Origin of the sequence: Salaquimonas pukyongi (assembly GCF_001953055.1) — a bacterium.
Classification (GTDB): domain Bacteria; phylum Pseudomonadota; class Alphaproteobacteria; order Rhizobiales; family Rhizobiaceae; genus Salaquimonas; species Salaquimonas pukyongi.
The window spans coordinates 1170777-1191234 of record NZ_CP019044.1 but is presented as its reverse complement, the minus strand read 5'-3'; the positions used below and the strand labels follow the sequence as shown (position 1 = coordinate 1191234).

The following is a 20458-nucleotide window of genomic DNA, read 5'->3' as shown; positions in this document are numbered from 1 at the left end:
ACCAGCTTTGCCCGCCCCTTCAGGCAACATGCGCTGCTGCAGCAAACGGATGATCGCGCACCATGATGGTCTCGGAAAAGCCGGCTGCCTTGAGCTCACGTTCAATGCGTTGTCCCGGCTCAACGGTGTGCGGCGTCACGGAGACCAGAACCACCGTATGGCCGCCGGCAATGCGTGAAATTCCGGCAACTCCGGCATCACCGCAATCGAAGATCGCGTAGTCGTAGCTTGCTTCCAGGGCTTCGGCGACCTGGGACAGATTGTCCATGGACGCGCCCTGCTCATTGTTGCCGGAAGCCAGCACGTGAACGCCACCGCCCTGGTCGACAAACAAGACCTCGCGCAAGGTTGCCCGCCCTGCAAGAACATCAAAGAACCCGGTTTGCGGCAGGCTTCCGAGCATTTTCAGCGCAGTGGTGCCGTTGCCTGAGAAGTCTGCCACGACGACCGACCTGCCGGACGCCGAGAGTTGGCGTGCGGTTTCGCTTACCAGGGTGCCATTGTCGCCCCGGTTGGATGGATTGACCACGGCGATCGCCGCCCGGCCCATGTTCTGCAGCGCCTTGACGGCAAACTCCGGTGCAAAGGCGTCTGTGTCATTGGCGGCTGCCTGGGTACGGGGCGGAATGGGAACATCCTGAAGCAGGTCATTTTCAGCCGGTACCAATGGCGGTGCGACGGCAGTATCCGGATTGGCCGGAGCCTGACTGGCGGCCGGAGCTGGCGCCGCCGCAACCGGACGGACCGTTTGCGGCTCCGCGCGCATTGGATAGTCTTCTTCACGAATGGGCGCCACAGGCCTGAACGCCCGGCCGCTCAACAGTTCGAACGTCAACAGGCCGACAATGCCGAGCACCAGCAGCGCTGTCATGCCAGCCAGCGTGAAGGGAACCACTTTGGGGAAGTAGCTGCCGGCGGGCAGAACCGCGTGTTCGATGATCTTGGCCTCGCTTGCGGCGTAACCGGAGTTCTGCCGGCTTTCAGCCTCGTTAAAGCGCAACAGATAGCCTTCCAGACGCTCGCGCTGGGCGGTTGCCTCACGCTCCAGGGCACGCAACTGCACCTCGGCCTCGCCTACCCGCGCCGATTCCGACTTGTAGCGGTTGACCTCCTGCAGCAGGACCTGTTCCTGCTTGCGGGAACGCTCGACGGAGTTTTCCAGGCTGGTGAGAATATTCTGCGCCGCCTTGCGGATCTGTTTTTCTATTTCCGGTAATTGCGAACGCAGCGCCTTGATCCGCGGGTGGTTCGGCAACAGGGTTGTCGACAGCTCCGAGATTTCCGTCTGGGTCGTCACCTGGCGTTCACGCAGGCGCTGAATCAGGGGCGAGGAAATGACTTCCGGAATAACATCCAGCGATCCGCCATTGGCGAGCGCTGTGCGGATGGAATCAATGCGCGCTTCGGCCGCCGTGCGCTCGGAGCGAACGCGCGAAAGCTCGGAAGAAACCTCAGAAAGCTGCTGAGTTGCCAGCAGGGCATTGTTGTTGCCTAAGAGAATGTCGGACTGGGAACGGAATTCGGCGACCCTGGCTTCGGCCTGCTGCACTTTCTCGCGCAGTTTTTCGATCTCCGGTCCTAGCCATTCGGCAGCGCCGGAATCGGTTTCCAGTGTCGCATTGCGCGTTGTCTCAAGATAAAGATTGGCAAGCGTGTTCGGCACGTCGCGCGCCAGACGTTTGTCCCGCGCCCAGAACTCGACAATGATGACGCGGGATTTTTCCGCGGCATAAACAAGCAGCTGTTTTTTGAACCGCTTGAGCACCTTGGGCGACACGTCAAGTCCGGTATCGGGTGCGCCCGCCACGGGACTGTTGTCTTCCGGCGATTTCAGAAGGCCGGTTGCCAGGGAGATCAATCCCTTGCTGGAACTTCCCTTGAACTCTGAATGATTTTCCAGATCGAGTTTCTTGATCACCTGCGCGGCCAGATCATCGGAGTTCAGCACCAGAACCTGGCTTTTGACCGCCTCCTCGTCGAATTCACCGCCATTGGGTTGGAACTCGTTGGTCTGAATGCGGGTGAAAACCGACTCGCGCTTTTTAATGAGGATCTGCGCATCGGATTTGTAACGCGGGGAAATGGTGGCGAGCATGGCGAACAGCAAGCCGCCGCCCACAAGGGTCAGCAAAAGCAGGAAAAACTTTCTGCGCCAGACGGCTGAAAGCAATCCCTTGATATCGATATCTACATCGGCTGAAAGCGTACGCGCGCCTGACATGGTCCCACTCCGTTACAATAATGGTGAGCAGACCATGAACGAACATGGTTTCCATCGGGTTAAGACGCACCGGCTGTTGTCATTTGTTTATATCGAAAACCCGACAGCAAACCGGCTTTTTTGTTTAACCGGAAGGCTGCACCCTTTACCGGGCATTAACCTTAATGAGGGATTAAATGGAGAGCCGGTGAAACGGCGGTTTTTCATTTTACGGAAAGCGTTATGTCTTCAAAGTACCCTTCCCGTCCCTTTCTTTTTGGATTCTTCTCCGGAACATCCCGGCGAATGGCCAGCGTGATTATGCGCAGCCTGGGCGCTGTTGCTGTGTCCGGCTTGCTGGTTTCCGGTTGCGCCACCTATCAGCCGGTGGATGAAGCCTTTCACGCCGCACTTCAGCAGCCCTATCGCCTCGACGCGGGCGATGCCATTCGCATCACCGTCTTCGAGCAAAAGGAACTGACCAATGCCTATTCGGTGGACAAGGCAGGCTATATTGCTTTTCCCCTTGTCGGCAGCGTTGCTGCACGGGGCCGCACCCCAAGGAAGTCGAAGCGGATATTGCCGCCAAACTGCGCAACGGGTTCATCCGTGATCCCGATGTGTCGGTGGAAGTGGAGCGCTATCGCCCCATCTTCGTGATGGGTGAGGTCGGCTCTGCCGGACAATATGTATATGTGCCCGGTATGACCGTTCAAAATGCGGTTGCCATTGCCGGCGGCTTTACCCCCCGCGCCCAGCAGGCCAATGCCGATATCACCCGCAACATCAACGGCAAGGTGCTCAGCGGCAGGGTACCGCTCAGTGACCCTGTGCTGCCTGGCGATACCATCTACGTCCGCGAACGGTTGTTCTGAGGGTCCGGCCGGCAAATGCCAGATGAAAAGCTACGGATCATCCACTGCTTCAGATCGCCAGTCGGCGGCATTTTCCGGCATGTTCGTGACCTGATCGACCTTCATGCTGCCCAGGGCCACGAGATCGGCATTTTCTGCGATTCCCTTACCGGGGGACCGCACGAAGAGCGGTTGTTCAGGGAAATTGAGCCAAAGCTTGCACTGGGGCTGACACGCATTCCCATGCGGCGGGCGATCACGCCGGGTGACCTTGCCGCGTTGTACAGAAGTTACAAGCATTTCAAGGAATTGAAGCCGGATATCCTGCATTCGCACGGCGCCAAGGGTGGCGCCTATGCACGCATTATCGGCTCCGTGTTACGGGTATCAGGTTCCAGCGTTGCCCGTCTTTATTGCCCCCATGGCGGTTCGATCCACTACGATGAGAACAGTTTGAAGGGAAAACTGTTCTTCACCCTCGAACGGGCCATGGAACGGCTGACGGATTGTCTCCTCTTCGTCAGCGATTATGAACAGCGCGGCTATCACCGCAAGATCGGCGAACCGCGCTGCCGGACCCGTCTGGTTTACAACGGTCTTGCCAAGGCTGAATTCATACCGGTGGCCGCTTCCCCAAAAGCGGCCGATTTTCTTTACATCGGCATGATGCGCGACCTTAAGGGGCCGGATGTGTTCCTGCACGCACTGGCCATGCTCAATTCGTCCACTCAGAAGGCGACGGCGCATTTTGTGGGCGACGGTCCCGACAAGGACCGATACCGGACCATGATCGGCAAACTCGGCCTTGAAGCAAACATCACCGTGCACGACGCCATGCCGGCACGGGAAGCCTTTGGGCTTGCCGATATCGTTGTCGTGCCGAGCCGCGCTGAATCCATGCCTTACATCGTTCTGGAGGCGATTGCCGCACAAAAACCGGTGATCTGCACCAGGGTCGGCGGCATACCGGAAATCTTCGGTGATGACGCCGGCCGCCTTGTCGAGCCTGGCGATCCCAAGGCGCTTGCAGGTGCCATGGCGGCAGCCCTCAGCAATCCAAACCGGTCAAAACAGGCAAAGAAGATGCGGGAAGCCCTGCAGAAACGCTTTTCCGTAGAGGGGATGGCCCACGACGTCATGGAAGCCTATCGCGCCTGCCTGTAACCCAGTCCGTTGGCCGACTGATTGTTAGGTTTTGTTAGCTATCCCGGCCGCGCTGGCAGCAAAACGGCCCAAATCCGCACAATCTGGTACCGGTTTGTTAGGCAATTTCGTCTAACAATTTCCCATTGGTCATTCACGCTTGAAAACAGGAAACGGCGTTGCAACCGGCCGTCCTGCGAGAGCCCAGCCAAACGGGGAAGCCATGGCAACCGAAACAACAGACGCCAAGCAGATTTTCTCGGCCCGCAAGGTTCGCGAGGCTGCCAACGACGCCAGCATCGACGATGCCCGGAAGATCGAGCTTAACGAGCTGGCAAAACAGGTTGCAGAGCAGTTTTCCTCCAATGTGGTGGCGCCGGGTTTCATTGCAGGCCTTGCCCGGATAACGGAATTTCTGGCGCTGAGCGGAATTTCCCTGCTGATTTACATGCTCTATGTGGGGCCGCAAGCCTATCAGGGCGGGCTCTATCTTGCCGCCTCCGTTCTTGGCGCATTTCTGACCGTTGCCGGCATTCAGGCAATCGACGGCTATCAGATGGATACGTTCCGCAGCCCCGTTTCGCAGATATCGAAGGTGATTGCGGGCTTTGGTTTTGCCATGCTGCTGCTGGCAGCACTCGGCTTTTTTGCCAAGATGAGCGATGAATATTCCCGCGTCTGGTTCGGTTCGTGGCTGGTTGCCGGTGGCGCATTTCTTGTCTTTTTCCGCCTCTGGCTGACCTATTATGCCCACCGCCTGATGAGCGATGGCCGCCTTGAGCGCAGGGCGGTCATTGTCGGCGGAGGAGAGCCGGCAGCTGAACTGATCCGCACACTGGAAGCCCAGCACAGTTCCGACATCCGCGTATGCGGCATTTTCGATGACCGCTCCGGCGACCGGTCACCGCCCGTTGTGGTTGGCTATCCCAAGCTCGGCACCGTCGCCGAACTGGTTGAATTCGGCCGTATGGCGCGCATCGACATGCTGATCGTTACCCTGCCGCTGAGCGCTGAAAAACGGGTGCTCCAGCTGTTGAAACGCCTGTGGGTCCTGCCGGTAGACATCCGCCTGTCGGCCCATACCAACAAGCTGCGCTTCCGCCCGCGCTCCTACAGCTATGAGGGATCTGTTCCCTTTCTCGACATTTTCGAAAAGCCGATCGCCAATTGGGATGCCGTCAGCAAGCGCATCTTCGATCTGTTCTTTGCCAGTCTTGCCCTGGTGTTGCTGAGCCCGGTGATGCTGGTAACCGCGGTTGCAATCAAGCTGGAGAGCAAGGGGCCTGTGCTGTTCCGCCAGAAGCGGTACGGCTTCAACAATCAGGTGGTGGATGTACTCAAATTCCGCTCCATGTATCACGAGATGTCGGACCCTGATGCCAAAAAGGTAGTCACCAAGGGCGATCCCAGGGTCACCCGGGTCGGCCGCTTCATCCGCAAGACCTCGATCGATGAATTGCCGCAGCTTTTCAACGTGCTGCAGGGTGGCCTGTCGCTGGTGGGGCCACGCCCGCATGCCGTCAACGCGCACACCGCCAACCGTCTTTGGGACGAGGTGGTGGACGGGTATTTTGCCCGTCACAAGGTGAAGCCCGGGGTTACCGGCTGGGCCCAGATCAACGGCTGGCGCGGCGAAGTGGATGATGAAGAAAAGATCAAACAGCGGGTCAATTGCGATCTGTACTATATCGAAAACTGGTCGCTGATGCTTGATCTGCAAATCCTGTTCTTAACGCCGCTGAAGCTGCTGAACACGGAAAACGCCTATTGACCACCGCCAGCGCGCCCTTTTTTGCCGCCTCTGCACCGCTTGCTGCCAGCGATCAGCGGGCGGCCAACGCTGCCGCGGGCCAGATGCTCGCCAACGGGGCCATTGCCTTTGCGGTGTTTCTTGGCGGCTTCGTCATCTTCGAGCCGGCACCTTATGAACTGTTTCTGGCCGCCCTGCTCGGCGTGTGGTTCATCTGCGGCATGCGCATTCCGCGCGAGATCGCGCCATTGCTGTTCTTGTTCACCCTGTTCAATTTCGGCGGTGTGATTTCCTCCCTCACCATGGAGGAATACACCCGCGGCCTGATCTATGTGGCGATATCCTATTTTCTTGCGCTGACCTCGGTGTTCTTTGCCATCGTCATCCGTCAGGACATGGGGCGGCTGCGGCTGATATTCCGTGCCTATATCGTGGCTGCCACGATCACGTCGCTTCTGGGCATTATCGGATATTTCAACGTCGGCGGGTTCGAGATTTTCACCCGTTATGAACGGGCCATGGGCGCCTTTCAGGATCCCAACGTCTTTGCCCCGTTTCTGGTCACCCCGATCCTCTACCTGATCTACGGAGTGGTAAACCGCTCCCCTACCCTGTTGCCATTGCGGGCCGGCTTGCTCGCCATTTTGCTGCTGGGGCTTTTTCTGGCCTTCTCGCGCGCCGCCTGGGGACTTTCGGTCGTCTCCGGCGGGCTTTTCTACCTGCTGCTGATCATCAATGAACAAAAAGCGCGAACCCGCCTGAAATACATCGTTATCGGGGTTGCCGGCATTGTCGCCATCATGCTGCTGCTGCTGGTTGCACTCCAGTTCGATGAGGTGTCGAAGCTGTTTGCCGAACGGGCAAAGGCCGTGCAGGATTATGACGGAGGCCGCATTGGCCGGTTTGCCCGCCATCTGCTGGGCTTTGAACTGGCGCTCAGCAAGCCGCTGGGGATCGGGCCGCTGGAATTCGGCTACATCTTTGGCGAGGATACCCACAACAACCTGGTCAAGGCCCTGATGGCCCATGGGTGGATCGGGTTTGTCACTTGGGTGGCGGTCATGGTGTGGACACTTGTTGGCGGCTTCAAGCTGCTTTTCCGCCAGCGCCCCTGGCTTCCCTATCTGCAGATCGCCTATGTGGTCTTTTTCGGCCATGTGTTGATCGGAAATGTGATCGATACCGACCACTGGCGCCATTTCTATCTGCTGATCGGCATTATCTGGGGCTGCATGGCGCTTGAAAAAAGCCGGCAAAACACCAATGCGCGGCAGATGAGCGTCCGAGAAAACATGCCCGGCAGTTCTGTTGCCCGTACCGAGGCCCGGCTCAACGCAGCGCCAACAGCACGAAATTCGCTGCTGGAAGCATGAATGGCACTGAATGCGCAGCAGCCTCTGTTTACGGTTGAATTGGAACTGCCGCTTGCCTATAGAGGGGCTGGTTTTACAACCATTTGTCGGAGCGTAGCGCAGCCCGGTTAGCGCACCCGTCTGGGGGACGGGAGGTCGGTGGTTCGAATCCACTCGCTCCGACCATCCGCCTTCGCGGTTTCCGGCGAAGCCGGCAACCTGCTTCGGCGTGATTGGCCGAAGGCCAATCCTCCGAACACCGCGAAGGCGGATGTCACGCCGCAGCTTCAGCGGAGGCGGACTTCATGAAGTATGCCTATATGCTTCAAAGCAAAGTCAATCCAAGCCGATACTATGTTGGCAGTACGCGTGATCTCAAAAAGCGTTTCAACGCGCACAATGCAGGGCACTCTGAACACACGCGCAAATATCTTCCTTGGGAATTGCGCGGATATGTTGCCTTCAGCGAGCCTGCCAAAGCCGACAAATTCGAGGCTTATCTGAAAACAGGTTCGGGCCGCGCATTTGCAAAAAGGCACTTCTAGAGCGTTTCCGGCGAAGCCGGCAACCTGCTTCGGCGTGATTGGCCGAAGGCCAATCCTCCGAACACCGCGAAGGCGGATGTCACGCCGCAGCTTCAGCGGAGGCGGACTTCATGAAGTATGTCTATATGCTTCAAAGCAAAGTCAATCCAAGCCGATACTATGTTGGCAGTACGCGTGATCTCAAAAAGCGTTTCAACGCGCACAATGCAGGGCACTCTGAACACACGCGCAAATATCTTCCTTGGGAATTGCGCGGATATGTTGCCTTCAGCGAGCCTGCCAAAGCCGACAAATTCGAGGCTTATCTGAAAACAGGTTCGGGCCGCGCATTTGCAAAAAGGCACTTCTAGAGCGTTTCCGGCGAAGCCGGCAACCTGCTTCGGCGTGATTGGCCGAAGGCCAATCCTGCGAGTTTCAAACCAGACAACTTCAGTCCGAGCGGACCTGATCGAGAAGGCGTTTGCATTCCAGCAGCTCATACAGGGTGGTCTGCAGATTGCGGCGGTCTTCCACCGACAGGCCGCTGCCAAGTTCTGCGGCCATTTCACCGGCTTCCTCGCTGCTGCCGCGCAGGCGGCCAAGCAGCCCCTTGCCGGATTTCTGTCCCTTGCGCCCGGTCAACTCGCCAACCGTCACGGCTGCCTGCCGCGGGGCGTCGGCCTCAACTTGCGGTTCGGGGACGGGCGCGGCAGCTTCGTTGCTGCTGGTTGCCGCCAGCAAAGCTGCGGGATCGCCGATATCGATCTCGCCGCTGCCAATGCCGATGACAAACCGGTTGCCCTGCTCGCGCAGGATGCGCTGCACACCGCGAATGGTGTACCCTTCCTCGTATAGAAGATGCCGGATGCCGCGCAGCAAATCGATGTCGTCGGGGCGGTAGTAGCGTCTTCCGCCGCCGCGTTTCATCGGTTTTATCTGGGAAAACCGGGTTTCCCAAAAACGCAGGACATGCTGGGGAAGGTTAAGGTCGTCCGCAGCCTCGCTGATGGTGCGGAACGCGTCTGGGCTTTTTTCCAATCCTCACTCCCGTCGAACCCTGTTCAACCTGCCGCCCGGAAGCGAATCATAGCACAGGATTTTGCCGAAGGCACCTGACGGAGACGGTGAAATTCACACCAATGGAAGACAATGGCCGTTAAAACAAAGAAGGGAATGCCAGCTGCGGCAAGAACGGCTTCTGCCGGGGCCCTGACGGTTACAGCGCCCTACTCTTCGCCACCCGCGCGGCCTGAATTGCCCTTCAGCACCACATCGCGAAGCTTGTTGGAGGGTTTGAAGACCATGACGCGCCGCGGTTTGATGGGAACCTCTTCGCCGGTTTTCGGATTGCGGCCAATGCGCTCGTTCTTGCTGCGCACCACAAAGGACCCGAAGGAGGAAAGCTTGACGGTTTCCCCATTGACGGCGCAATCGGAAATCGCCGCCAGAACGCTTTCGACCAGATCGGCGGACTCCGTCCGCGAAAGGCCAACCTTGCGGTAGACAGCCTCTGCCAAATCCACACGGGTAAGTGTCTTTCCCCCCATAGCAATCCTACCGTTTCAAGAAACGTTCACTAGCGCGGCAAACCGTTGATTTGTTCCCACTTGCGGCGCGCGCTGGAAAGAATTTCGCCAAGACTAGGTTTTTTTGTTCTCTTTTACAAGCAAGTTACCGGGAAGATTGAACAATACCCTTACCCAGCGTCATTCATCTGACATCACCAGCGAAGCAGAACGCTACCCCAGGTAAAGCCACCTCCCATCGCTTCCAGCAGCAGCACGTCGCCCCGTTTCACCCGGCCGTCACGGACCGCCTCGCACAGCGCGAGGGGATGGAAGCAGCAGAGGTGTTGCCGTGATGGTCGACGGTGATCACCACCTTTTCGGGCGCGATGTTGAGCTTTTTGGCCGAGGCATCGATGATGCGCTTGTTGGCCTGATGGGGAATGAACCAGTCGATGTCATCCGATGTCATGCCGGTTGCATCATAGGCAGCCTCGATCACATCGGTGATCATGCCGACGGCGTGGCGGAAGACCTCCCGGCCCTCCATGCGCAGATGGCCAACCGTCCCGGTGGTGGAAGGACCGCCATCGACATACAGCTTGTCCTTGTGGGAGCCGTCGGAGCGCAGATGCGAGGACAAAATGCCCCGGTCCTGCGGCGTGCCCTCGCCCTCCACCGCTGTGACGACAACGGCACCGGCGCCATCGCCAAACAATACGCAGGTGGTGCGGTCGGTCCAGTCCAGAATGCGCGAGAAGGTTTCTGCGCCGATTACCAGTATGGTTTTTGCAAAGCCGGTACGGATGTACTGGTCTGCGGTTGTCAGTGCAAAGATGAAGCCGGAACAGACGGCCTGGGAATCGAATGCCGCGCCGTGCCGCATGCCGAGCCGTTCCTGTATTTCGACGGCGGTTGCCGGAAAGGTATTGTTGGGCGTGGAGGTGGCCAGAATGATCATGTCGAGATCGTCGACTGCAACACCGGCATCCGCCAGCGCCGCGCGGGCTGCTTTCTCGCCGATGTCGGCAGTGGTTTCCCCCTCTGAAACGATGTGGCGCTGGCGAATGCCCGTGCGCTGGACAATCCATTCATCGCTGGTTTCCACAACCCCTTCAAGATCGGTGTTTTTCATCACCTTTTGAGGGGAGTAGGAACCGCACCCGATGATCGCTGATCGTATCATGTAACTCTGCCTGCCCAGGGTCGGAACCCACGAAATATTGAATTAGGTTTCAGCGCTTTTCGACATTTCCGGCACTTCCTTGATGCTGCGAAGGTCCGTCGCGATCTTGTCCATTATTGCGTTTGCCACCATGTCATGTCCCATCTCCACGGCGGCGGCAAACCCTTCCGCATCCGTGCCGCCATGGCTTTTGATCACCACGCCGTTCAACCCCAGAAAGACGGCGCCGTTGACCTTCCTGGGATCCATCTTCTCACGCAACTGTTCAAACGCGTTGCGGGCGAAGAAATAACCGATGCGGGCCATGATGGTGCGGCCCATTGCCGAGCGCAGATAGGAGGCGATCTGCTTGGCCGTGCCCTCGGCGGTCTTCAGCGCAATATTACCTGCAAATCCCTCCGTGACCACCACGTCGACCGTTCCCTTGCCGAGGTCGTCGCCTTCGACAAAGCCGTGATAGTGCAGGTTTTCAAGTTCCGCCTCGCGCAGGCGCTGGCCGGCCTCGCGCACATCTTCCTGCCCCTTGACCTCTTCGACGCCGATGTTGAGCAGACCGACGGTCGGGCGATCAAGGTCATACAGCGCGCGCGCCATCGCCGAGCCCATCAGGGCAAAGTCGACCAGCTGGCCGGCATCGGCGCCAACATTGGCGCCAACGTCCAGGACCACGCTTTCGCCCTTCATGGTCGGCCACAACGCCGCCATGGCAGGACGGTCAATTCCCGGCATGGTGCGCAGGCAAAACCGCGCCATGGCCATCAGCGCGCCGGTGTTGCCGGCAGAAATACACACGGCGGCATCACCATTCTTGACGGATTCAACGGACCGCCACATGCCCGATTTCCAGCGCCCGGCACGCAGCGCCTTTGATGGCTTGTCGTCCATGGCAACGTGAACTTCGGCGGGCACGATCCCGGATTTCTTCGCCAGAGCCGGAAATCCCGCCAGTTCCCCCTTGATGGCACTTTCATCGCCATGCAGCAGAAAGGAGAGCTGCGGTCGGCGCTCCAGAGCCAGGGCCGCACCGGCAATCGAGACGGACGTCCCGAAATCGCCGCCCATAGCATCGAGCGATATGATGTCCGTATCTGGCATTCTGGCTCTACCGAGAGTTCCCAATTGATGCCCAGCGCCACGAAAGCCGGAAACGAACGGCCGAAAAGACGCGGGCCATAGCCATTAGCCGTTTGGCACAGGGGGATCAAGCTTGGGATGGCGATCTCTTCGCTACCCCTTGCAGGAGGGCAGGCCCGGCTGAACGGCGTAAGCAGATTTTCCTGCCCAGTCAGATTTGTGGTTCAGTCCGGCCGCTTGAGCTTGTTCAGCACCGCGAAGGGCGAAGGCGGCCTGTCATCTTCTGCTTGCGGGTTTTCGGCCTCGTTGAAGACGGCGCCCGGTGCCCGGGGAAACGGGTCGATGGCCAGCAGGAAATGCTCAAGCAGCACGCCCCAGATCTCCAGTGTATCGGCTTCCAGTACATCGGGCGGGTCGGCGCCCTCGGCATCGAGCAGCCATTCCCCGTCGCTGTTGAGCCGTGGTTTTGCCAGCCTTGAATCCGGCGGCACGAAAGTGCGTTCAATCGTCTCCTCGGCATGCCCTGCCACCGGCTCCAGGGTGACGATGCAGGCCTGTGTGAGGTCCGCGCGGAGGTTTCCCGACAGTTTCACGCCGTCGCGCTGCCAGCGCTTGAGCGTCAAGTCCGCCCTGAAGGTTTCAACGCTTTCCACCCCCGCCTGCTGCGCCAGCCAGGCCCGTTCGGCTTCATTTGCGCTAACCGGTATGCTCATGCCTTTTGAGGGCAGTACGTTCACCTGAACGGGCATGGAAGGCGCCGGCCCCGCTTTTTTTACAGTCATCTCCAGTCTCCCTCAGCCGGCCGCAGCAATATCAGCGCCTTGTGGTACGGTCATTTCTTGCGTGTCGGCCCTTGCGTGGCGGCACATCGGGCCAGGTCAACCGCCCGGCGAGAATGGCCTCCATGTCCTGCGCCTGCAGATGCTCTGCGCAGTCCAGGGTGTAGCGGGCAATGACGGATGCATCGAACGTTGCCTGATCTCCCTCGTGTTCTTTGAAGCGTGCAGCGAGCGTTTCTGCCAGCAGGGTCTCATCGCCATTACCGAGCGGCGCGCCAAGTTCGTCGACCATGGCGTAAAACCCGCGCAACAGCTTCTTGTTGCGCTTTGCCACACTGGTGTCTCCAACCCCCAGTTCACGCAGGGCACGATCGGTGTCGCGCACGAAGTGGTCAAAGACTTCCTGATTGAGGCTTGCAGCAAGCGGATGGGGGTCAGCCACCAGCCGGCGGGTGAAAAGGTACAGATGCAGCGCCAGGCAGTCGAAGCGTCCCGTCACCGTGTCGGCAAAGCCATGATGAAGAAAGAAGGCCGGTTGCCGGGCCTGCTCAACGACTGCCGAATAGAGCATCTGCGGCACCTCTGGGGGCTGGCTTTTGTTGAACGAGTTCAGGATCATGCATCCGCCACCTTGTTTGTCGCTCCAGGTCATGAATTCACGGACAGGATCGAAATTGCCGGCAGCTTGCTGCCCATCAACAAGCCCGGTTGAACTTTTTCGCCGCCTCATGTACTGCGTCCACAATTCGGACACCCTATTGGCGTAGCGACAGCCCTTGTAAGGCGGCAGGCACGAATTTCAATGCTTTCAAACAATATGATCAACCGACCGGCAAACAGATCGAACGTGGTGCGCAGCGGTTGCGCTGCCATGGCCCTGGCAGCAACCTTGATGCTCGGTGCCTGCAACACGGCGGATGTGGTTACCAACGGCCCTGTCATCGGCGAGGAAGAAATCGCGCTGGTGCCTGTGGGCTCAAGCCGCGAACAGGTTTTGCTTGCTCTCGGCTCACCGTCGACGACCGGCACCTTCGACAATGAGGTGTTTTACTACATCACCCAGAAGCGGCAGCGCAAACTGGCGTTCCAGAAGTTCAAACTGGTCGACCAGCGGGTGCTGGCAATCTATTTCGATGAAGAAGGCATCGTCGTTCAGGTGGCCGATTACGGGCTGAAGGACGGCAAGGTGTTCGACTTCATCTCCCGGACCACCCCGACGGGCGGCAAGGAACAGACACTGCTGGGCCGAATTCTTTCACCCAGCAAAAAAGGCATCACTGCGGCACCACCGGCGGTCGGCGAGCCCAGTGACAATTTCTAGAGCGTGTCCGGCTTGAATGGAATCGTTTGAGCGCCGGGCGTTTGGTCTTCGGCAAGGAGGAAAATGCGGCGCAGGGCAGGCACTGTCAGCGTTTTGCAACGCGGTCCGAAGGCCCGGGAACCAGGTTCAGACGATTGCAGAACAAAAGGCATTCAACATGGTATTGCACCGGCTGTGGTGTCTTTTCCACCTTGGCTTCGTCGAAACCCTCGCAAGGTGGCAAGGCACCGCGCTGCGGTGTTCTGCTTGCCGGAAACGAAAAATCCATCCATGCAAACTGCTTTAATTTAAACCGGACACGCTCTAGCCTCTTTGTACATTGTAACAAAAACCCCGCCGGAACAGCGTCCGGCGGGGTTTTTTCGTTTCTTGCGATCAATACCAATCTGATCGTTTCACGTTTCGCAGGAAACGCGACGGCGGTTTAACCTGCAGATTTGTTTGCGCATCCAGGTTTCACCAATTCCGGCGAAACCTGAATTGCCCTAGTGTGCAAGAACCGCCAGCAGCAGCAGCGCCACGATGTTGGTGATCTTGATCATCGGGTTGACGGCAGGCCCGGCGGTATCCTTGTAGGGATCGCCGACGGTATCGCCGGTTACCGAAGCCTTGTGGGCTTCGCCGCCCTTTTCATGCTTTACGCCGTCCTTGTCGATGAAACCGTCCTCGAAGGATTTCTTGGCGTTGTCCCAAGCACCGCCACCGGCGGTCATGGAAACGGCCACGAAAAACCCGGTTACGATCACGCCGAGCAGCATGGCGCCCAGCGCAGCAAAGGCGTCCGCCTTCGAGCCGGTGATCCAGTAGATCACGTAGAAGCAGACAATCGGCGACAGCACCGGCAGCATGGACGGTACGATCATTTCGCGGATGGCCGCTTTTGTGAGCATATCGACGGCACGGCCGTAATCCGGCTTTTCGGTGCCTTTCATGATGCCCGGCTTTTCCTTGAACTGCCTGCGCACTTCCTCAACAACCGCACCGCCTGCACGGCCAACTGCCGTCATGGAGATGCCGCCGAAAAGATAAGGCAGCAGACCGCCGAACAGCAGACCGACCACCACATAGGGGTTGGACAGCGAGAAGTCGACGGAAACGCCTTCGAAGAAGGAACCGGCTGTTGCCTGGGACGCGAAGAATTTCAGGTCTTCGGTATAGGCAGCAAACAGCACCAGCGCGCCAAGACCGGCCGAACCGATGGCATAGCCCTTGGTAACCGCCTTGGTGGTGTTGCCCACGGCATCCAGCGCATCGGTGGTGACGCGCACTTCAGCCGGCAGTTCCGACATTTCGGCGATGCCGCCGGCGTTGTCGGTTACCGGGCCAAAGGCATCGAGCGCAACCACGAAACCGGCCAGTGCCAGCATGGTGGCAACCGCAATGGCGATGCCGAACAGGCCGGCCAGTGCATAGGTGGCGATGATACCGGCGATCACAACCAGCGCAGGCAGCGCGGTTGATTCAAGCGATACGGCCAGACCCTGAATGACGTTCGTGCCGTGGCCGGTCACAGAAGCCTGTGAGATCGAACGGACCGGGCGGTAGCCAACACCGGTATAGTATTCGGTGATCCAGATGATCAGGCCGGTGATGATGAGGCCGATAAAGCCGCAATACATCAGGTGACGGCCGAGGAAGGTGCGAGCGTCCTCGCCGGTTCCTGCGGTGAACTGGGTATCCATGCCGAGCCACAGCCAGACAATGCCCACCAGCGCGACGGCTGACAGAACAGCGGTGGCAATAAAGCCCTTGTAAAGGGCACCCATGATGGAGTTGTTGGAGCCCAGGCGGACAAAGAAGGTTCCGATGATGGACGTGACAACGCAAACTGCGCCGATCATCAGCGGGAAGACCATCAGCATGTTGGCTGCTTCACCGGTGAAGAAGATCGATGCCAGCACCATGGTGGCAACCACGGTCACCGCATAGGTTTCGAAGAGGTCGGCGGCCATGCCGGCGCAATCGCCAACGTTGTCGCCCACATTGTCGGCGATGGTGGCCGGGTTGCGCGGGTCATCCTCGGGAATACCGGCCTCAACCTTGCCGACCAGGTCGCCGCCGACATCTGCACCCTTGGTGAAGATACCGCCGCCCAGACGGGCAAAGATCGAGATCAGCGAAGCGCCGAAACCCAGTGCCACCATGGCATCGATCACCGTGCGGTCAGTAGGCGCAAAGCCTGCAGGACCGGTCAGGTACCAGAAGTATACGGCAACGCCCAGCAGGGCGAGACCGGCAACCAGCAGGCCCGTTACCGCGCCCGCCTTGAAGGCGACATCAAGTCCTGCGCCAAGGCTCTGGGATGCGGCCTGGGCGGTGCGCACATTGGCACGGACCGAAACCAGCATGCCGATGAAACCGGCAATGCCCGACAAAATGGCGCCGATTGCAAAGCCGATGGCGGTCAGAATACCAAGCAGCCAGGCTACGATGGCGAAGACGACGATGCCGACAATGGCAATGGTCATGTACTGGCGGGTCAGGTAGGCTTGTGCGCCTTCCTGGATGTAACCAGCGATTTCCTGCATCCGGCTATTACCGGCGTCGGCACTCATTACCGACATGGTAGCCCAGATGCCGTAAACAATGGACAATACGCCAGCGGCGATTGCCAGATAAACAGCAGTCATGGTCGAGAATCCTCTTGTTCTTTTCCCCGAAAGAAAGGTCATTCCAACAGGGCTGAAAAGCCGCTTTCCCCGCTTGCCCGGGACGTGCTTCCCGACATGCTTCGGGACTTGCTTCGGGTTCGGGCGGCCTTTCCCCATAGATCAGCAGCCGGTTTTGGACAAACCGGCTGCGTCAGCGCGCGTTTTAACCGAAAATTCGCGGTTTGCAAGGCTTTGAGGGGTAGCCTTTGGAAGGGGCCGGTTTACCTGTGGACGATCAGCGGATCACGAAATCGGTAACCCGGCGCAGGGTAACCCTGCGGTTGCGCCATTCAGGCGCGGAGGTGGGAACGAGCAGGTAGTCTTCGCCATAACCGATGGTTTCCAGCGCGTAGGGATCGATGCCGAAGCGGCGTACCAGCACCCGCCTGAGGCTGGCTGCCCGGCGTTCCGACAACAGCTGGTTTGAATAGCGCGACCCTACGGCATCGGTGTGGCCTTCGATCAGAAAGATTTCATCCCGGTTGCGCCGCAGGATACGCCGCATGGCAATCGCGATTTCCTCAACCTTCCAGCGCTCTTCACGGGGGATGCGGGCGGAACCGAACTCGAAATTGATCGCCTGGATATCGATGGAAGGCGCTGCGATGCGCAAATCGCGGCGGCGCTTGAGTTCGCGGCGTTCAACACGGTCCTGACGGCGCAGGCGCTTGCGCGGAGCAGCAGACAGCGAGCGCTCAATCTGGTCGGCGGTCGGGGCATGCTGGGCAAAGGCCGTGCCGGGCACAGCGGCAGCAAATGCTGCAGCTGCCGATGACAGAACAAGATAACGTCGTGTGAGCATGATGGTCTCCTCGTGGCAAACGGGTTTGCTTTCCGGGACATCATGAAACCGGCAGGCTGAACGGGTACTGAACGGCCCGTTCAGGCGTAACGCCGATTTTGCCGGGGTATCAGGCCTTGAATTCGAACCAGATGAGCGTCAGCAGGACAAGCATCAGGACGCTCCATGCAAGCAGGCTGACCTTGAAGGACTGCTCCGCCTTCTTGCGCATGTACCAGGTTCTGGGTTTGATGCCGCGCACCAGGAAAACGATCTGGCCTGAAAGAAACAGTGCGCTCAGATTGACTGCAAGCAGCAGCGCCGCCCCCAATGCCAGCGGCAGATCGCCATTGCCGGCAAAAATGCCGATGGCCGCTGCCGGCGGCAGCAGGGCCACCGCCACCATGACCCCGACCAGAGCTGCCGAAACGCCGGCGGTGATCGACAAGGCGGCGGCAATACCGGCGGCCAATGCCAGCGCCATATCCTCAAAACCGACCGCGCCGCGGCGGGCCAGTTCCGGCTGGCCAAGATCGGGATGAAGCAGCAGCCCCATCACCGCGCCGGTGGCAATGGCAAGCGCGATGCCGCTGGCACTGGCGAGCGCAGCCTTGGCGATCAGCTTTCTGTCCCCCAGCGAAACGCCGAGAATGGAGGCAAGTACCGGGCCAAGCAGCGGCGCGATCACCATGGCGCCGATGATGGCCGCGACGTTGTTTGCGATCATGCCGAGCCCGGCGACAATGGCGGATACGAACACGAGTGCGAAATAGGTGGGATTCAGGCGCGCACCGCGGGAGATTTCGTCGAGCAGCTCTTCCCGGCTTTGCGCATTGTCGCCATCGGACTGCTTGCCCGACTTCATCACCACAGCATCGACCGGCATGATGGCAATCTGCCAATCGTCGAGCTTGTTGCAAGCAGTCTGAAGATCGTCCAGCAGGGACTGCTGGGCGTCGGGGGCTGTCAGAAAGGTTATTGTGCGGGCAGGCCCCTTGACGGCGGAGATGCCGCTGACTGAAACGCCCTTGCGCTCGGAGCGTTTGAGAACGTCATCGACCGACTTTTTGGGAACCGTAACCTGGACAGAATGATAGGCCATCGCAGCTTGCGCCTTTATGCCGTGGCCTTGCCCCTACCCTTCAGCCACCAGAGGCTGACAAGGCAGAGGGCAACAATCGGGAACACGATCCAGTTGATGAAATCCCATCCCATGTTGTTCAGCGAGATACCCGACATCAGGCTTGCCAGGGCAACCGTTCCGAACAGCACAAGATCGTTGGCGCCCTGTGCCTTGTTTTTTTCGTGCGGTTCATAGGTGTCGGTAATCATGGCGGTCGCGCCGATAAAACCGAAGTTCCAGCCAACGCCAAGCAGGATGAGCGCAAGATAGAAATGGGCAAGCGAAATGCCGTTGAGCGCCACAATGGCACAGGCGACGAGAATGAAAAGACCGATGGCCACGATGCGCTCCTTGCCGAAGCGGGCGATCAGGTGGCCGGTAACGAAGCTTGGCGCAAACATGGCCATCACATGCCACTGGATGCCCCAGGTCGCATCATTGATATCAAAGCCGCAGGCAATCATCGCAAGGGGGGCAGCCGTCATGACGTAGGACATCAGCGCATAGGCTGACGTACCGCACATAACCGCCACGATGAAACGCGGCTGGGCCATGATTTCCAGCAGCGGGCGCTGCGGCTTGTTGGCCAGTTCCTCCGCCGATTTCGGCGGATGGCCGGGCGCCATGAACTGGATGATCAAAATACTGGCCAAAAACAGCCCGGTGCCCCACAAAAACGCACCAGCGAACGGTATTGGCTGCAAATAGTCCTTGAAATGCAGGATCATCTGCGGACCGATGATCGCCGCCGCGATGCCGCCGATCAGAACGATGGAAATCGCCTTGGGCTTGTATTCCGCCGTCCCGCGGTCGGCGGCGGCAAAACGGTATTGCTGAACAAAGGCATTGGAAGCACCGGCAAGTAGCAGGGCAAAGGCAAACAGCCAGAAGGACTGCATGCGGATGGCCTGGACAGCAAGCAGCATCCCGGCGGCACCAACCAGCGCGCCAATGCGAAACCCGTTCCGCCTGCCGATGTTGCGCATCAGAATCGCCGCAGGAAGCGACATGATCGCAGCGCCAACCGTAAAGCCGGTTACCGGTGCGGTCGCCAGGGACTTGTCGGCTGCCAGCAGGTAGCTGCCCACTACCCCGCCAAGGGCGATGGAAAGCGGCGCGGCAGCACCATTGACCGACTGGCACGCCGCCAGAAGGATTGCATTCTTGCGGGCAACCGCGTTTTCGCGAGCTTCCGCCTCGATGACCGCCATGTCCACGTGCCTTACTCCCGAGAATCCGCCGAGAAATGGTCATACCCATGCCGGCGGCCAAATGCCATGGGCTTTCCCGCCGCATCAATCACTTGCACGCCCTCCGCCTGCGGCACGATCTCGCCAACCGGGTAACAACGGGCAATGCCACCGGCATTGGCAAGCATTTCAGCCTTGTTTTGCGGCACGGTGAAGAGGCAGACATAGTCATCGCCACCGATAAAGGCCTGCTCACGGGTGAAGGCACCAGCCTCGACAAGACGGCGTACGTTCCGATGCAGCGGCACCGCTTCTGCTTCAACGCGCGCGCCAACGCCGCTGGCAGCGCACAGGCGCTCTAGATCGATGAGCAGCCCGTCTGAAACGTCCATGGATGCTGAGGCGTGATCGCGGATGGTCCTCGCATAAATGTCGTTGAAGGGCGTTGTGGGGGCGCGGTATTCTGCGATCAATTCGGCCAGGTCATCGCCTCCGGCAGCCTTTGTCCATGCTTTATCGGTTAATGCCTTGAGCCCGGCAGCCTTGGTACCAATGGGACCGGATACGAACAGCCGGTCGCCGGTTCGTGCGCCGCTGCGTTTTACCATTTTTCCATGGGGCACTTCGCCAATGGCGGTCACCGTTACCGACACCACATCGCCGCCCACGGCCAGATCACCGCCGAGGATTTTTCCGTGAGCGCGGCTTGAAAGCCCCTTGGCAAAACCCGCAAACCAGTCCTCGCACGGGCTTTCAGGCAGGACCAGCGCCACGAGATAGCCAAGGGGGGCAGCGCCCTTTGCGGTCAGATCGGACAGGTTGACGGCAATGGCCTTGGCCGCAATATCGGCCGGAGGATCGCCCGGCAGGAAATGGGTGTTCTCGACGATGGCATCGGTGGTGAAAACCAGTTCCATGCCGGGGGACGGTGTCAGGCAGGCGGTGTCGTCGGTCAGGCCCAGCCCGCCGGGCGCTGCGAGCGGCGCCAGGTATTTCTGGATCAGCTGCGTTTCACCAACCGGCAC

General features: G+C 59.2%; 18 protein-coding genes, 1 tRNA gene and 2 pseudogenes. 9 read left to right on the top strand and 12 right to left on the bottom strand.

Annotated elements, in window-relative coordinates; translation table 11 throughout:
* Positions 1-19: 19 nt before the first annotated feature.
* The gene (locus BVL55_RS05735) at positions 20-2221 is read right to left on the bottom strand and encodes an exopolysaccharide transport family protein (protein ID WP_075996100.1); all 2202 of its coding nucleotides are present in this window, start codon (positions 2219-2221) and stop codon (positions 20-22) included.
* Between the two features lie 34 nt (positions 2222-2255).
* On the opposite strand from BVL55_RS05735, the gene BVL55_RS16805 reads away from it, so the two are divergent.
* From BVL55_RS16805 to BVL55_RS05700, 8 genes and pseudogenes are all read left to right on the top strand, one after another.
* Positions 2256-2519 (top strand): hypothetical protein, encoded by a 264-nt coding sequence (locus BVL55_RS16805; RefSeq protein WP_205410848.1) that lies wholly within the window; start codon positions 2256-2258, stop codon positions 2517-2519.
* A pseudogene (locus BVL55_RS05730) lies at positions 2507-3075 on the top strand (polysaccharide biosynthesis/export family protein). Before BVL55_RS16805 ends, BVL55_RS05730 begins: the two are co-directional and overlap by 13 nt.
* A gap of 15 nt (positions 3076-3090) precedes the next feature.
* A complete protein-coding gene (locus BVL55_RS05725) occupies positions 3091-4218 on the top strand; it encodes a glycosyltransferase family 4 protein (protein ID WP_075996099.1) in 1128 nt (375 codons plus the stop codon).
* A gap of 202 nt (positions 4219-4420) precedes the next feature.
* The gene (locus BVL55_RS05720; protein ID WP_075996098.1) at positions 4421-5968 is read left to right on the top strand and encodes an undecaprenyl-phosphate glucose phosphotransferase; all 1548 of its coding nucleotides are present in this window, start codon (positions 4421-4423) and stop codon (positions 5966-5968) included.
* Positions 5965-7320 carry an O-antigen ligase family protein gene (locus BVL55_RS05715; RefSeq protein WP_244530599.1) on the top strand — a complete coding sequence of 452 codons (1356 nt, stop codon included), beginning with the start codon at positions 5965-5967 and terminating at the stop codon, positions 7318-7320. Before BVL55_RS05720 ends, BVL55_RS05715 begins: the two co-directional genes overlap by 4 nt.
* 87 nt (positions 7321-7407) lie before the next feature.
* Positions 7408-7485: transfer RNA gene (locus BVL55_RS05710), tRNA-Pro, on the top strand.
* A gap of 119 nt (positions 7486-7604) precedes the next feature.
* Positions 7605-7844, top strand: coding sequence for a GIY-YIG nuclease family protein (locus BVL55_RS05705; protein ID WP_075997941.1), 240 nt, complete (start codon positions 7605-7607; stop codon positions 7842-7844).
* Positions 7845-7954: 110 nt separating this feature from the next.
* Entirely contained in the window at positions 7955-8194 is a 240-nt protein-coding gene (locus BVL55_RS05700) for a GIY-YIG nuclease family protein (protein WP_075997940.1), read from the top strand.
* A 79-nt stretch (positions 8195-8273) separates the two neighbouring features.
* Here the strand turns inward: BVL55_RS05700 and BVL55_RS05695 are convergent, their stop codons facing one another.
* The 6 genes and pseudogenes from BVL55_RS05695 to BVL55_RS05670 form a co-directional block, all read right to left on the bottom strand.
* Positions 8274-8861, bottom strand: a complete 588-nt coding sequence (locus BVL55_RS05695; protein WP_075996097.1) for a MerR family transcriptional regulator — start codon at positions 8859-8861, stop codon at positions 8274-8276.
* 188 nt (positions 8862-9049) lie between these two features.
* Entirely contained in the window at positions 9050-9370 is a 321-nt protein-coding gene (locus BVL55_RS05690) for an integration host factor subunit alpha (protein ID WP_075996096.1), read from the bottom strand.
* A gap of 173 nt (positions 9371-9543) precedes the next feature.
* Positions 9544-10514: pseudogene (locus tag BVL55_RS05685) on the bottom strand (beta-ketoacyl-ACP synthase III).
* A 42-nt stretch (positions 10515-10556) separates the two neighbouring features.
* On the bottom strand, positions 10557-11609 hold the full coding sequence (plsX, locus tag BVL55_RS05680; protein WP_075996095.1) for a phosphate acyltransferase PlsX: 1053 nt from the start codon (positions 11607-11609) through the stop codon (positions 10557-10559).
* 203 nt (positions 11610-11812) lie between these two features.
* Positions 11813-12370, bottom strand: a complete 558-nt coding sequence (locus BVL55_RS05675) for a YceD family protein (RefSeq protein WP_075996094.1) — start codon at positions 12368-12370, stop codon at positions 11813-11815.
* 31 nt (positions 12371-12401) lie between these two features.
* Positions 12402-13097, bottom strand: coding sequence for a ubiquinol-cytochrome C chaperone family protein (locus BVL55_RS05670; protein WP_083649386.1), 696 nt, complete (start codon positions 13095-13097; stop codon positions 12402-12404).
* Positions 13098-13169: 72 nt separating this feature from the next.
* Here BVL55_RS05670 and BVL55_RS05665 point away from each other — a divergent pair, with 72 nt between their 5' ends.
* Positions 13170-13688, top strand: coding sequence for an outer membrane protein assembly factor BamE (locus BVL55_RS05665; RefSeq protein ID WP_156892437.1), 519 nt, complete (start codon positions 13170-13172; stop codon positions 13686-13688).
* A 485-nt stretch (positions 13689-14173) separates the two neighbouring features.
* Here the strand turns inward: BVL55_RS05665 and BVL55_RS05655 are convergent, their stop codons facing one another.
* The 5 genes from BVL55_RS05655 to thiL form a co-directional block, all read right to left on the bottom strand.
* Entirely contained in the window at positions 14174-16318 is a 2145-nt protein-coding gene (locus BVL55_RS05655) for a sodium-translocating pyrophosphatase (RefSeq protein ID WP_075996092.1), read from the bottom strand.
* A gap of 256 nt (positions 16319-16574) precedes the next feature.
* Positions 16575-17141, bottom strand: a complete 567-nt coding sequence (locus BVL55_RS05650; RefSeq protein WP_075996091.1) for an OmpA family protein — start codon at positions 17139-17141, stop codon at positions 16575-16577.
* Positions 17142-17250: 109 nt separating this feature from the next.
* Entirely contained in the window at positions 17251-18222 is a 972-nt protein-coding gene (locus BVL55_RS05645; RefSeq protein ID WP_075996090.1) for a TIGR00341 family protein, read from the bottom strand.
* Positions 18223-18236: 14 nt separating this feature from the next.
* Positions 18237-19454: an MFS transporter gene (locus tag BVL55_RS05640; RefSeq protein ID WP_075996089.1), complete on the bottom strand. Its 1218-nt coding sequence runs from the start codon at positions 19452-19454 to the stop codon at positions 18237-18239.
* Positions 19455-19465: 11 nt separating this feature from the next.
* A complete protein-coding gene (gene thiL / locus BVL55_RS05635; protein WP_162841457.1) occupies positions 19466-20458 on the bottom strand; it encodes a thiamine-phosphate kinase in 993 nt (330 codons plus the stop codon).

Excerpts from the sequence above, each read along its gene's own strand:
- BVL55_RS05670 (WP_083649386.1), bottom strand. The coding sequence starts at position 13,097 with ATGAGGCGGCGAAAAAGTTCAACCGGGCTTGTTGATGGGCAGCAAGCT.
- BVL55_RS16805 (WP_205410848.1), top strand. The coding sequence starts at position 2,256 with ATGAACGAACATGGTTTCCATCGGGTTAAGACGCACCGGCTGTTGTCA.
- BVL55_RS05705 (WP_075997941.1), top strand. The coding sequence starts at position 7,605 with ATGAAGTATGCCTATATGCTTCAAAGCAAAGTCAATCCAAGCCGATAC.
- plsX (WP_075996095.1), bottom strand. The coding sequence starts at position 11,609 with ATGCCAGATACGGACATCATATCGCTCGATGCTATGGGCGGCGATTTC.
- BVL55_RS05645 (WP_075996090.1), bottom strand. The coding sequence starts at position 18,222 with ATGGCCTATCATTCTGTCCAGGTTACGGTTCCCAAAAAGTCGGTCGAT.
- BVL55_RS05700 (WP_075997940.1), top strand. The coding sequence starts at position 7,955 with ATGAAGTATGTCTATATGCTTCAAAGCAAAGTCAATCCAAGCCGATAC.
- BVL55_RS05675 (WP_075996094.1), bottom strand. The coding sequence starts at position 12,370 with ATGACTGTAAAAAAAGCGGGGCCGGCGCCTTCCATGCCCGTTCAGGTG.
- BVL55_RS05735 (WP_075996100.1), bottom strand. The coding sequence starts at position 2,221 with ATGTCAGGCGCGCGTACGCTTTCAGCCGATGTAGATATCGATATCAAG.
- BVL55_RS05690 (WP_075996096.1), bottom strand. The coding sequence starts at position 9,370 with ATGGGGGGAAAGACACTTACCCGTGTGGATTTGGCAGAGGCTGTCTAC.
- BVL55_RS05640 (WP_075996089.1), bottom strand. The coding sequence starts at position 19,454 with ATGGCGGTCATCGAGGCGGAAGCTCGCGAAAACGCGGTTGCCCGCAAG.
- BVL55_RS05725 (WP_075996099.1), top strand. The coding sequence starts at position 3,091 with ATGCCAGATGAAAAGCTACGGATCATCCACTGCTTCAGATCGCCAGTC.
- BVL55_RS05650 (WP_075996091.1), bottom strand. The coding sequence starts at position 17,141 with ATGCTCACACGACGTTATCTTGTTCTGTCATCGGCAGCTGCAGCATTT.
- BVL55_RS05665 (WP_156892437.1), top strand. The coding sequence starts at position 13,170 with ATGCTTTCAAACAATATGATCAACCGACCGGCAAACAGATCGAACGTG.
- BVL55_RS05720 (WP_075996098.1), top strand. The coding sequence starts at position 4,421 with ATGGCAACCGAAACAACAGACGCCAAGCAGATTTTCTCGGCCCGCAAG.
- BVL55_RS05655 (WP_075996092.1), bottom strand. The coding sequence starts at position 16,318 with ATGACTGCTGTTTATCTGGCAATCGCCGCTGGCGTATTGTCCATTGTT.